Below are 12370 nucleotides of genomic sequence, written 5' to 3' on the forward strand. Positions count from 1 at the left end.
TGTTGTTGTTTAAGCAATTGACATGAGCGGCAGATTATTTGTCTGATTCAGATTTCTTGGCTTTTTCCGGATCCAACGTCTCAGCATCCGTTGTATCCTTGTCCAGCTTGTCCAACATCTCCTGGCGCCGCTCTTTTTCCTCTTTAACTCTGTCTTTTTCTTCTTCGGCCATGGTTTTCCACCCCCTTTCAATTTAAAAAATAATTCTCGTGAAAAGGGAGTGCAAACTCGCAGAGACACAGGCACTCTCATGCCCACTGACTTTTAAGCGCTTTTTATCCCCCGCAACCCAGGCTCGGGTCCGCAGAAGCAGCTGTTTTACGCACCCGTTTTTTCTTTTTGACCTGGCACAAGAGGGTTTTGTAAACCGGAAATCCGGATATGGGATCGTACTGCCGGTCATCTGTGATTTCATTGACATTGGCCTGCTGCCACTCTGCAGTGCCCAGGGGGCCGCCGCCGCCCACGGGCGCGTAGACAAAACCCGGCATGATCCGGTCTGTGACAAATGCGCGCATGACCACCTGGCCCCTGGGGGTTTTGATGCTGACGCCGTCGCCGGTCTTGATTTTTCTGGGCCCGGCATCATCCGGGTGAATCTGGAGAGCCGGGTGCGGGTATTTTTTGATAAAAGAGGGCACGGCACGCAAACAGGACTTCATGTCCGGTTTAAACGGGCCGGTTCCCAGAATCAGCGGGTAGCGTTTTGCCAGGTCCGGGCTGCTTACCGGGGTTTCATCGGATTCCTCGTACTCCGGGAGCCCGGCAAATCCGTGCTGGTCAAGAACGGTGGAAAAAATCTCAAACTTGCCCGAAGGGGTTTCAAAACCGGGCTGGCCGTCTTTGCGCAGCAGTCCCTGCTCCCACTTGTGAAAGCGCATGGGTGCTTCTGGCAGGGAAAGGGCCTTTCTGTCCGCAGCCATTAGCTCATCCATGGTATGGCCGGACTCATGAAGAATATCCGCCAGCAGTTCATCCGGATTATCGGGAAACAAATCTCCGTAGCCCAGTCGTTGGGCCAGGCCGGTCAAGATCTGGAAACCGGATCTGGCCTCGCCCACGGGCTCGATTAGCTGCTCCCGGTAGCGGATGGTATTTGCGTAATAGCAGTACGAAGAATGCTCAAATGCCGTGGCAGCCGGCAGCACGAGATCGGCGCAGGCCGCATCCCTTGTCATCTGCAGATCCATGCATACCAGAAAATCGAGCTTATCCAGGGCCCGGCGCCAGAGCCCGGCATTGGGCCAGGAGGTGATCAGGGAAGCGCCCAGCACCAGCAATGCGCGGACGGGATACGGATCGCCCTCCAAAATCGCCTTTGGCAGCAGACTGGCATGGGGTTCACCGCCGCAGTAATGTGAATAAACCGAAAACTGGTCTTTTCCAATGGATTTCTCATAACCCGGGGTGGCGATCTGTCTGTTTTCCGGCAGGGGAAACATCCGATCCGGGCCCAGAAAACAGCGGCCGCCTTCCACGTCAAGCTGGCCGGCCAGGGCCCAGAGCACCATCACGGCCCGGATGTTTTGCACACCGCTTTTGGTGTATTCCAGGCCCGTGTACATGATGTAAGTGGCGCCCTCGGCATCGGCGATCTGCTCTGCCAGATCCGCGATGGTCTCCTCCGGGATCCCGGTGAGTTCCGCTACCCGCCGGGGCGGAAAATCCCGGACATACCGGGCAAATTCATCAAAGCCCCGGGTCCAGTTTTCCACAAATTCCTTGTCGTAAAGATCATCCCGGATCATCACATGGGCCAGGCCCAGGGCCAGGGCCCCGTCAGAGCCCGGACGTATGGGAATCCACCGGCTGCCTTCCAGATCCGCACACCGGGTTTTTCTCGGATCGATCACAATGATCTCGGCACCCTCTGCGGCCGCGTTTGCCAGACGGCTGTACATGGCCGGCGGCGTGGCAGTGGAAGGATCGGTTCCCCACACCAAAATCAGGTCTGCATTGTCCACATCCGAATACATGTCAATGTGTCTGCAGCCCATGGTAAGCTTGGGGGCCAGCACACCCAAAGACGTGTAACACGGGGCCCCCACTCCGAAGGTATTGGGCGATCCATAGGGAAACAGGATGCTTGAGGCCAGATAGATTTCCGAACCCTTTAGCTGAAAGGCGTCTTTAAACGCCCGCTCATAGGAGCCTGTGCCGGCATAAAACCCGGCAGCCTCAGGCCCGTACTGCTCCTTTATTTCCAAAAGCTTTTCCGCAATCAGGTCATAGGCCGCATCCCAGGAAATGGGCTCAAACTCATAGGTTCCCCTGGGCCCCTTGCGCCTCATGGGATGAGTGATGCGCTTATCCGAGTAAACGATTTCCTCCACGCTTCGGGCCATGGGGCATAGCACCTGTCCCATGGGCGCACCCGGGTCGGGCTCAAGGCCGACAATCCGGTCGTTTTCATCAAAACTGGCGATCACCCCGCATCCGGGGCTGTGAAAACATAAACCGCAGATACCTTGCCGCTGTTTCAAAACTGACGCTCCTTGGACAATGCTTAATCAGACTTTCTGCAGCCAACCAGAAACTGGGAGGTGATTTGTTCCCAGAGGTTTTCGGTTTTTCGGATTTTCCAGGACACATCGCCCTGATCGGCAATTTCAAAGGGCGGATCAAACACGCCGAATTCTCCGGCAAACATCCGGCGGATGGTGTCAATGCCCCGCTTGCTGTAAGGGCTGCCGCCGTTTCTGCTGCCGCCCAGCCAGCGCTCGGGCGGTGAAAAGGCCGGGTCCCAGGAAAACGGATCAGAGAATAGAAACATGGCATCTTTGGGGCGCAATACCCGGTTGACCTCTTCCAAGTGCTTTAAGGGGTCCGGCACCTTTTCAAGCACGTTAATGGCCGCCACACCGGAAAAATCCCGGCCGGCAAAGGGAAGCGCCAAAGCATCGGCCACGATAAAATCAATATTTTCAAAATGCCACCCGTTGTCAAAGGCCACATGCTTGCGCTCGGTGAGATTGCCCTCCACCACAAGCTCGAAATCAAGATTTTTTTCCCGCACGATCTGCCGGGCCCTGGCAATAAACGCAAAAGAGGTGTCAATGCCGATGACCCGGTCATGGGTCTTGGAAAGTTCAAAGCTCAGGCGCCCAACTGCACAGCCCACGTCCAGGGCATCGCCGCTTGCGGGAACAAAGCTCTGGGACCAGATCCGGTAGGCATCTGTTGCCCGGGCATCGGCCAGCAGATCTCCGAAATGGCTCCACATATAGGCAGACAGCATCACCGGCGCGTTATATCCGTTATTGGCGCTTTTGACCCTGGAAGTTTTTTCCGGGCGCAGATTGGCTATGCCGTCTTGAACAGGATAACTGCGTCCGCAGGCCGGGCAATGGAGTTTCCCGTCAATGATATCGCCTTTGGCCTCGCGGCTGATTTGTGTTTTCAGGGGATTTTCTTCCGGCAGGCAGTCCGGACATATGAGTTTTTCCGCCACCCAGTGCTTCATTGATGCTCCTTGCTGCAGTTGGTTTTCTTTTTATGGGCAGAAAAGCATAGCGCTGTTTGCTGTAATCTGCAAAAAATTTTTCCCTTCAAAACAATTGGCGCCTGTTTTGGTCCAATAATTTGACAATTTGGAGAAAGACGCGCATTGTTTAAAACAGCCAATAACCAAAAAGCTCGATTTCCGGCTTTACAGGCCAACTCCGAATTGATAAAAATAGTAATTATTTTTTTATATGCAAGTCTTGCCTCAGCCCTTTGCAGCGGGCTCAGGAATTGATGAAAAACGAAATTCTCAATGGAGGTCAAAAGTGAAAAACACAATAAAAATCCTGCTGGCTTTAATCCTTGTAGTCGCTCTGATCGGATGCGCGGGACAGACCAGGCAGCAAAAAGGCACCGGAACCGGTGCGGCGGTCGGGGCAGGCGTTGGCGCCATCCTGGGCCAGGTCATCGGCGGGGATACCGAGGGCACGCTGGCCGGGGCCGGCATTGGCGCTGTGCTTGGCGGCATTGCCGGAAACCGGGTCGGGGCTTACATGGACCGCCAGGAACAGGAGCTGCAGAATGCCGTTGCAACTTCCGAGGCCGCCAGCGTCCGGCGCCAGCAGGATGTGCTGGTCACCACCTTCAAATCAGAGCTCATGTTTGACTTTGATTCCGCCACCATCAAGCCTGGCGGAATGAATGAAATTGCCCGGGTGGCCAAGGTCCTCAACCAATACCCCCAGACCCTGCTTCGGGTGGAGGGCCACACTGACCAGGTGGGTCCGGAGGATTACAACCAGCGGCTTTCTGAACGACGGGCCGAAGCGGTCCAAAACGCCCTTATCCAGCAAAATGTGGATCCCAGAAGAGTCAGTGCCATCGGCTATGGTGAAAGCCAGCCCATTTCATCATCGGATGCGGTCAACCGGAGAGTTGAAATCCGGATCACCCCCATTCGCCAGGCCGAAGGGTAAACCACAGGCGGGAAGGAGTTACCTGCGATAGGCTTTGAGAAAAAACGTTGATTTCCAGAAATGCCGGCTTAGCAAAAAACTTGGGCGGGTAAACAGAAAATCCGGCAATACATGATACCAGCGGTAGCCGCATGATCGGAAAAATGCCCTGCAGGCCTTTCCATGGCCTGATTTGCGGGCGGCGAGCCCGGCTGCATCCCGCTGACAGCGCGATTTCATCAGCGGCCGCAGGATGCGGGGGTCAAACCCGCGGCGGCGCAACTGATCCCCGACCCTTTTGTAATTCTGATACCGGCACCGGGCGTCGAGTTGCGACAATACGGGCAGGCTTGCCAGAAAGACCAGGAGAATGCCCTTGCAGACAATCTGCGGCCAGGAATCTTCTGCGTCCGGAAAGCATCCCGGCCCGGCCTTTGCCAGGATCACGATTTCCAGCAATGTGATTGCGTGCAAAAGCAGGCCTGCTCGCAGATAGGTCAATGCTTTTAACGCTTTTCCGGCAAAGCACAGCAAAAAATTTACTCTCCGCCATAGTTGATTGTTCCCGCACAGGCCTTATTTTCTTTTTTAGGATATAGAATTATATCAATTTTCCTTTAAAGGAGAAAAAGGCATGAACAAAGACATCGATAAAGTTATTGAAGCGATCAGCCATAGCCATAAAGACCATATTGACAAACACGGCAGACATTATGTGGAAGTCTCCATTGGAACCGCAGCTGAAAAACTTGGGTTTGTCGATGTGGCTGAAAAATTTAAAACCACCTGGGCCATTGTTCCGTTAAAGGGCCCTGTCTCCGGCATGAAAGTCCGCATTGACGGGCGCACCTTTGTCAATTATGCCCAGTTTGATTCCGGCGTGGCCGTGCCGGGCTATGTGACCCCTGACACGGCTCTGGCTCACCGGCCGTATGAAGCCCAGCACAGCATGGTGCTAAACTGCACATGACGCATCAAAGGGCCCGGAAAAAATCCCAAATGGCATCAGCCGCGTCATAGTTTTCAAGGGCGCGGCTGTTTTTATCCCCGGCCGGCACCCGCGGTCCCGGCCAATCGTGGGCCCAGTCGTAAATGGTATGCAGCACAAGCCGGTGGGCGCCTGTCATCCATTGCTGCACAAAAACGCGGCCGTTGCACAAGGAATGCTTCCCGGCTTCGCCCCGGCATTGGTTCACGGACTTCCAGAACGCCATGCTATCGGCCACCGAGACAAATTCCCGGCTTTTATGGTTGCGGGAAGGTCCTCCGGAATAGGGAACGGTTTGGTCGTTGTACCCGTGAATGATAAGAACCGGAAGTCCAAAGGAAGGCCGGGCAATCTGCTGCCACACACCTTTTTTCACCTCCCGGCTGCCAATTGTGCCTGAAACCACGGCCAGACCCGCAAGACGTCCGGGTTTTTCCCCTGCATACAGACAGGCCAGCATGCCGCCGTTTGAATGACCGGCCATATAAATGCGGTTTGGATCAACTGGAAAACGCGAACACACATCATTTAAAACCGTTTCAAGAAAGGCCACGTCATCAATGCCGTCTTTCTGGGCCTTACCGCAGCAGTGCCCGGCATTCCAGTGCTGCAGAAACCCGAAAAGACCGATGCCGTTGGGATAGACAACAATGAAGTTCTCCCTGTCGGCAAGGTCGCTGAAGCCGGTGAGCCGCTCCATGCTTTTGGCGGTTTCAAAAGCCCCATGCAGCATTACGAGCAATGGCAGTTTGGCGTTTCCGGCTGATCCGGCCGGCCGATGCACCCTGTAGCTGCGGCGAAATCCCATTTCCCGGATATCAACCTTGATGGTCTCGCTTTTGCCGGCCGCCAGACGCTGCGAAGTCGAACCGCTTATACAGGCACAAAAAAACAGACACACGCCGACAGCCGTCCATGTCAGTGTTTTGAACAAGACCGCACCCCCCCTCCCCCGCTTTTAAATGAAAAAGCTTGCGCCCGGCACATTATTGCCCCGGATATTGTTGCCTTCCCTTTTTTCTTAAGCGCTTACCCAAACCTGCCCCGGATTGTTATGCTTTAACCCCTTCGGGGCTTGCGGCCTGAAAGAGATTTCAGCCGGTCATTTCGTCGAAAAGCTTTTCATATACCTGCTGATCGAAACTGCTGAACAAAACAAAGCGCACATGCTTGACCGATTTCAGGCCCGGCAGCTGCTCAATCACCGTGTTGATTGCAATCCGTGCAGCCGGTTCCAGGGGGTATCCAAATGCCCCCGTGGAAAGGGCCGGAAAAGCAACCGACTGCAGGCCGTTTTGTTCTGCCAGCTGCAGGGCATTGCGGTAGCATTCCGCCAGCAGCTGATCAGAGGGATTGTCCCTTCCATAGACCGGCCCCAGACAATGAATCACATGACGGTTGGGCAGATTATGCGCGCCGGTGATCACCGCCTGGCCGGGATCGATGGGCGCCAGCGGCCGGCATTCTTCTTCCAGACCCGGCCCCGCAGACCGATGGATCGCTCCGGCCACGCCGCCGCCCATCAGAAGCTCCGCATTGGCCGCATTGACAACCGCATCCATATCCGGCTGGTTTGCGATATCGCCCTGCACGCATTCCAATACTGCGCCGTGAAGTTTTTTTTGGGTCATAAGCCCAATCCTCCCTTTGTTTAACTTACCAGAAATCCATTCTTGTTTGCATTAATACATAAAATTACCATTCCAGCCGGGACGGGCAAAGCTTTTTCCCTTTCAAATGAAGAACTCCAGATAATAATATGCCAAAGCCTGCAAATATAGGCTGTTCATGAGTCAGCGGGTGCAAACCTTATTGCCGTTGCATTTGAAAATGGGCTTTGACATACACGTTTGCTATACTTTAATCACAGAAATGGCAAGGACACACAAATCGATTTTATCCACCCCCATTAAATACAAAAGGAGCGTGTTTACATGTCAACGAATCAGGCAAAACCCGCAGCCATGGTTACCGGCGGTGCCCAGGGCATTGGCCGGGCCATTGCGGAGCGATTCATAAAAGACGGCATGAACGTGCTGATTGCAGACTGCGACGAAGAAGCCGGCCGTGAAACCGCAGCGGAGCTTGAAGAACAAGGAAATGCGGCTGCTGTTGCCTGTGACGTGGCCGCGGAACCGGAGGTGGAAAATGCGGTTGCCGAAGCGGTGAACCGGTTCGGCCGGCTCGACGTGCTGGTCTGCAACGCGGGTATCACCGATTCATTCGGCGTGCCGGTCACGGAACTGGCCCTGGAACAATGGCGGCGCGTGATTGATGTGAACTTAACCGGGTGTTTTTTGTGCGCCAGGCATGGAGCGCCCTTTCTGGCCAAAACCCTGGGGTGCATCATCAACATCGCCTCCACCCGGGCCCTGCAGTCCGAACCACACACCGAGGCGTATTCCGCCTCAAAGGGCGGTGTCGTGGCCCTCACACACGCACTGGCCGTTTCCCTGGGCCCGAAAGTGCGCGTCAACGCCATCAGCCCGGGCTGGATTGAAACCGCGGAGTGGCAAAAAAAGAGCAGCCGTTCAGCACCGCAGCTTTCCCAACAGGACCACTCACAGCATCCCGCCGGCCGGGTGGGCGTTCCCGGGGACGTGGCCGCACTGGCCGCCTGGCTGGCCTCAAGCCAGGCGGAATTTGTGACAGGACAGAACTTTGTCACCGACGGCGGCATGACCCGGAAAATGATCTACGCCGAGTAGAAAAAAGAGATAACCGACAGATCGGCAACAGCCTTCTCATTGTTCACGAACCGGGAAGAGAACTTTACATTACATCATCTGTAACTCGACAGGCCCACCTCCGGAAACGGTGGCCGACTTCACCGGCAACCCTTTATTGACTTTTGCAGTGACGTCTCACTTCATAAGCGGCACGCTCAGAACAGGAATGCTGGCTTGACGGGTCACTTTTCGAGCGACCGAGCCCAGGAAGTCTTCTATGATGCCATGTCCATGTGTCCCCATGACAATGAGATCGTGTTTGTGTTCCCTGGAGACCTCCAGAATTTTCTTGGCAGGCTCTCCCCGCAGAACAAGGACTTCATCCATGTCCAGGGATAAAGATCCAAAATCTGTTTTCACATCCTCTGCAAATTGGCTTATTGCCTCCTTGGCAAAAACATTGGCCCTTCTCTTCCCGGTAAGGGTCTCCATTGCTTCAGCATGGTGCCGGTTCCTGAGAGCTTGGATTTGGTCTTCATCAAGAACATTCATGAGGAATGGTTCAATGTCACTGTCATCAGCCATAACGTGTAAGATGGTAATACTTGCTTTATAACAGTTTGCAAGACTCACTGCATAAGAAAAAGCTTGCAGAGATGTATCAGAGAGATCTGTTGTATAAAGTATTTTCTTTATTTGAGCCATTTGTACCTTCATTTTATCCTCCTGATATTTCATTCAATAATAGAGAATGATTGCGGCTGCATCATGTATTTTTTTGCCCTGAATCATAAAAATGTGCCTGCCTGCCTTTTTTCAAAAAGCGGTTTTAATCCTTGATCAAAAAGCCGCCCGCGCGCGGGGGCGTGGATCGAAACAATGTTTTTATTGAAATCCGGGGACAAAATATATGAGGACAAAATAAATTCATATACTGTCCCCGGATGAAGAATGGATAGCGGAATTAGTTCTTCCCGGCTTGTTGTTTTTCCTTCTGCCGGAGCACATATTTCTGGATCTTGCCGGTTGCCGTTTTAGGAAGCTCGGCAAACTCGATCTTCTTGGGGGCCTTGTACCGGGCCAGGTTCTCTTTACAGAATGTAATAATTTCCTCCTCTGAAACACTTGTCCCCTGTTTTAAGGTGACAAACGCCTTGGGCACTTCGCCCCATTTTTCGTCATAACTTGCAACAACAGCCACTTCGAGGACATCCGGATGCTTGTAAATGGTGTTTTCCACCTCGACGCTGGAAATATTTTCCCCGCCGCTGATGATAATATCCTTTTCCCGGTCCATTATCTGGACATAATTGTCCGGGTGCATCACCGCCAAGTCGCCCGAGTGAAACCAGCCCCCGCGAAACGCTTCTTTGGTTGCCGCCTCATCCTTGTAATAGCCAAGCATGACCAGGTTGCCCCGCATGACGATTTCCCCGATGGTTTTGCCGTCCCGGGCAACGGGTTCCATGCTCTGCTGGTCCACCACATCCATATTTTTGGAGACAATGTAGGGCACCCCCTGCCGGGCCCTTAATTTCGCCTGCTCTTCCGGGGGCAGTTTTTCCCATTCCTGCTTCCAGGCACAGATGGTGTTGGGCCCGTAGACTTCTGTCAAACCATAGACATGTGTAATATTGGCGCCCATGGACTCCATTTGCTCAATAATCGACGGGGACGGCGGGGCGCCGCCGGTGGCGATCATCAAGGGCCTTTCCAGTTTAATATCATGGCTCTGGGCATAATTGGCCATACCGATTAAAACAATCGGTGCACCACACATATGAGAGACGTTCTCCCTTTTGATGAGCTTGAAGATTTCCGCGGGGTCGACTTTCCGGAGGCAGACATGGGTGGCCCCGACCGCAGTGACCCCCCAGGTGAAGCACCAGCCGTTGCAATGAAACATGGGCAGGGTCCAGAGGTATACCGAATCATAGCCCATGCGTGTTTCCAGGACATCGTCGAGTGCCGTCAGGTATGCCCCCCGGTGATGGTACATGACGCCCTTGGGCATGCCCGTGGTGCCGCTGGTGTAATTAATGGTGATCACATCCCGCTCATCATCAATTCGATTTTCCACGCGGGAGATCTGTCCGGTCTTGAGAAATGATTCGTAATCGGTACCGGAAAGCGGGCAATCCTGGCTTACATCGCAGATGTTGACATAGGCTTCCACTTTGCCGAGTTGGTCAATGAAGGGCTTTACGGTGTCTGCAAACTCATTGTCCACAAAAACCATTTTGCTGTCCGAATGATCCAGGATATAGGCGATTTCCCTGCCACTTAACCGGATGTTTACGCTGACCAGTGCGGCTCCGACCAACGGCACCGCGTAATGGGCTTCAAGCAACGGCGGGGTGTTGGGACAGATAAAGGCGACCTTGTCCCCCTTTTTGATCCCCGCTTTTTGCAGAGCGCTGGCGAGTTGGTTGACGCGCTCGTAAAACTCCTGATAGCTGTATCGCTTGTCATTATAGACGACCGCAGTTTTTTCCGGATAAACCAGTACACTGCGCTCCAAAAAATTGACTGGTGTTTCCACTTCGTAATTTACGGATGCGTCTTTCATAATCCCCCTTTCTTGAATTTCATTTCAATTTCCAGTCCTGACAATTGCAACCGTCGTTATTGCCGGGAAATCCGTGACCGACGGTGTATCATGGGTCAGGCCGGCGACTTTGCCTGCGCTAAGAAGATCGAAAGCAAATACCAGCGGTTAACAACTACTCCTCTGGATTGACCGGAACCGCCGCTTTTTCCAGGCCTCCTCCTAAAATGGGCAATTTTTTAAGAATCAAAAGAAAATAAAGACCCACACCAATGCCCAGTCCCCATGCGGGTCCGAATTTTGCGATGACCATGCCCACAAAAAAAGCGTACCCCTGGCTGACCGGGGTTTTAACCATGGATATGGCAATATAGGCACATGCGAACCCGGTCAGTATAAGGGTAATCGACAATGCAACCGGCAGCAGCGGTTTCATGAAAGAAACAACCGGCACCAGCAGTGCCAGCAGAAAGGCCGGCCAGTACCAATTAAACATTCCCGTGAAAATGGAATCCATAAAATTGCGGCCGGTCTTGTATTTTTCGATGAGAAATACGTGGACCCCGGTCCACATGGGACCGTGCAGCGGAATAAAAGGGCCGGCCATCAACAGATGCCCGATATTTTTGATAAAAAGAGTAAAATGGGTGCGGGTGTTGTCCGCCTCAATGACCTCATCTTTGCGGACTTCAGAGGCCTGTTCATTTAAAGTATTGGCCAGAACAAGGTCTCCAAAGACAAAAATATAAACCATCAGGGCCAGGGGAATTGCCTGGACAAACATGTCTGGTCCCGGCCATCCCACGAAAAAGGGGGAAACCGTTCGGATATATTCACCGATGGCCGGCACATGAAAGCCCATTTTGATATCAAAGGAAAGTTCCCCGAATAGGGGGCCGACCACTGCTGCAACCAGAAAACCCACCAACAGTGCCATACTGGCCATAAGCTTAAAAACTTTGACCCTTTGCTTGGCTTCTGCAAACCACACAGAAAACATGAGAACAATCACGATGGCCCATACAATGGGAAGAGTGTAGGGCATGGAGTCGAGGCGGTCAAATTCAGAGTTAAAAGCCGAGATTGCGCCGCCGAAAATAATGGCCGCCCTGAGTTCCGGGGGAACCCACTGAAAAAAACGTTCCCCCAGCCCGGTTGCTGCAAAAAAAAGAAATATTGCGCAAACGCAAAGCGTCAGTGCTGTCATTGCCTGTATCGCCTCTAAACCGGGTTGAAACTGCCCGAGAAAGACCATGACAAGAGGAAGCGCCGGGGTTATCCAGCCTGGTGCGTATGGTTCACCAAAGATCATTGTATGGGCCACCAACCAAAAAAGCTGGATGAACATGACAGCCCAGGCCAGTTCAAACGGGACGTCAAAATACTTCATGGTCAAGGCGGCCACCACACCGGCGGTTGCCGTGGTCAGCAGCCCTCCCTGAATCATTTCCGAAAGGGAAAAGCCCACGTGAACCCCCGGAATCCGAAGCTTGAACCGCCACCACTTGATTCCGGGCTGTGCCTGATTGTCTTTACGTTGAATCGCCATGACAACCTCCTGTGATAAATGTTTGAAGAAACGTATCGGTTAAACAGGAGGGTATCAAGGCGATATAAGATTGTAAATTGAATGAATTCGGAAAGATATAAAGAAAATAATCTTAAACTGATTTTGAACACCACGATTCGAAAACATATTGAAAAAACAATATAATACAAAACTACATTTTGGTCTTGGCACTACCATGTATTTCAATTTCCAGGT

12 protein-coding genes are annotated in these 12370 nt (G+C 53.0%); 3 read left to right on the forward strand and 9 right to left on the reverse strand.

Annotated elements, in window-relative coordinates; all coding sequences use genetic code 11:
* Positions 1–34: 34 nt before the first annotated feature.
* From ACTCIA_RS10275 to ACTCIA_RS10285, 3 genes are all read right to left on the reverse strand, one after another.
* Positions 35–172: a hypothetical protein gene (locus ACTCIA_RS10275; RefSeq protein ID WP_463001726.1), complete on the reverse strand. Its 138-nt coding sequence runs from the start codon at positions 170–172 to the stop codon at positions 35–37.
* A gap of 103 nt (positions 173–275) precedes the next feature.
* A complete protein-coding gene (locus tag ACTCIA_RS10280) occupies positions 276–2483 on the reverse strand; it encodes a molybdopterin-containing oxidoreductase family protein (RefSeq protein ID WP_463001727.1) in 2208 nt (735 codons plus the stop codon).
* Between the two features lie 23 nt (positions 2484–2506).
* The gene (locus tag ACTCIA_RS10285; RefSeq protein WP_463001728.1) at positions 2507–3463 is read right to left on the reverse strand and encodes a class I SAM-dependent methyltransferase; all 957 of its coding nucleotides are present in this window, start codon (positions 3461–3463) and stop codon (positions 2507–2509) included.
* A gap of 307 nt (positions 3464–3770) precedes the next feature.
* Between ACTCIA_RS10285 and ACTCIA_RS10290 the strand changes: the two genes are divergently transcribed.
* Complete coding sequence (locus ACTCIA_RS10290; RefSeq protein ID WP_463001729.1) at positions 3771–4421, forward strand: OmpA family protein; 651 nt, start codon at positions 3771–3773, stop codon at positions 4419–4421.
* An 18-nt stretch (positions 4422–4439) separates the two neighbouring features.
* Here ACTCIA_RS10290 and ACTCIA_RS10295 read toward each other — a convergent pair whose 3' ends face one another.
* Entirely contained in the window at positions 4440–4874 is a 435-nt protein-coding gene (locus tag ACTCIA_RS10295; protein WP_463001730.1) for a hypothetical protein, read from the reverse strand.
* Between the two features lie 160 nt (positions 4875–5034).
* Here ACTCIA_RS10295 and ACTCIA_RS10300 point away from each other — a divergent pair, with 160 nt between their 5' ends.
* Complete coding sequence (locus tag ACTCIA_RS10300) at positions 5035–5370, forward strand: hypothetical protein (protein WP_463001731.1); 336 nt, start codon at positions 5035–5037, stop codon at positions 5368–5370.
* Positions 5371–5374: 4 nt separating this feature from the next.
* Here the strand turns inward: ACTCIA_RS10300 and ACTCIA_RS10305 are convergent, their stop codons facing one another.
* Entirely contained in the window at positions 5375–6322 is a 948-nt protein-coding gene (locus tag ACTCIA_RS10305) for an extracellular catalytic domain type 1 short-chain-length polyhydroxyalkanoate depolymerase (RefSeq protein WP_463001732.1), read from the reverse strand.
* A 160-nt stretch (positions 6323–6482) separates the two neighbouring features.
* On the reverse strand, positions 6483–7019 hold the full coding sequence (locus ACTCIA_RS10310) for a macro domain-containing protein (RefSeq protein ID WP_463001733.1): 537 nt from the start codon (positions 7017–7019) through the stop codon (positions 6483–6485).
* Positions 7020–7322: 303 nt separating this feature from the next.
* Here ACTCIA_RS10310 and ACTCIA_RS10315 point away from each other — a divergent pair, with 303 nt between their 5' ends.
* Positions 7323–8096: a glucose 1-dehydrogenase gene (locus tag ACTCIA_RS10315; RefSeq protein WP_463001734.1), complete on the forward strand. Its 774-nt coding sequence runs from the start codon at positions 7323–7325 to the stop codon at positions 8094–8096.
* 156 nt (positions 8097–8252) lie between these two features.
* Here the strand turns inward: ACTCIA_RS10315 and ACTCIA_RS10320 are convergent, their stop codons facing one another.
* From ACTCIA_RS10320 to ACTCIA_RS10330, 3 genes are all read right to left on the reverse strand, one after another.
* A complete protein-coding gene (locus ACTCIA_RS10320) occupies positions 8253–8774 on the reverse strand; it encodes a universal stress protein (protein ID WP_463001735.1) in 522 nt (173 codons plus the stop codon).
* Positions 8775–9021: 247 nt separating this feature from the next.
* Entirely contained in the window at positions 9022–10626 is a 1605-nt protein-coding gene (locus ACTCIA_RS10325; protein WP_463001736.1) for an acyl--CoA ligase family protein, read from the reverse strand.
* Between the two features lie 154 nt (positions 10627–10780).
* Positions 10781–12154 (reverse strand): hypothetical protein, encoded by a 1374-nt coding sequence (locus tag ACTCIA_RS10330; protein WP_463001737.1) that lies wholly within the window; start codon positions 12152–12154, stop codon positions 10781–10783.
* Positions 12155–12370 lie beyond the last annotated feature (216 nt).

This window comes from Desulfosalsimonas sp. (assembly GCF_055149105.1).

Excerpts from the sequence above, each read along its gene's own strand:
- ACTCIA_RS10320 (WP_463001735.1), bottom strand. The coding sequence starts at position 8,774 with ATGAAGGTACAAATGGCTCAAATAAAGAAAATACTTTATACAACAGAT.
- ACTCIA_RS10275 (WP_463001726.1), bottom strand. The coding sequence starts at position 172 with ATGGCCGAAGAAGAAAAAGACAGAGTTAAAGAGGAAAAAGAGCGGCGC.
- ACTCIA_RS10285 (WP_463001728.1), bottom strand. The coding sequence starts at position 3,463 with ATGAAGCACTGGGTGGCGGAAAAACTCATATGTCCGGACTGCCTGCCG.
- ACTCIA_RS10300 (WP_463001731.1), top strand. The coding sequence starts at position 5,035 with ATGAACAAAGACATCGATAAAGTTATTGAAGCGATCAGCCATAGCCAT.
- ACTCIA_RS10315 (WP_463001734.1), top strand. The coding sequence starts at position 7,323 with ATGTCAACGAATCAGGCAAAACCCGCAGCCATGGTTACCGGCGGTGCC.
- ACTCIA_RS10325 (WP_463001736.1), bottom strand. The coding sequence starts at position 10,626 with ATGAAAGACGCATCCGTAAATTACGAAGTGGAAACACCAGTCAATTTT.
- ACTCIA_RS10310 (WP_463001733.1), bottom strand. The coding sequence starts at position 7,019 with ATGACCCAAAAAAAACTTCACGGCGCAGTATTGGAATGCGTGCAGGGC.
- ACTCIA_RS10330 (WP_463001737.1), bottom strand. The coding sequence starts at position 12,154 with ATGGCGATTCAACGTAAAGACAATCAGGCACAGCCCGGAATCAAGTGG.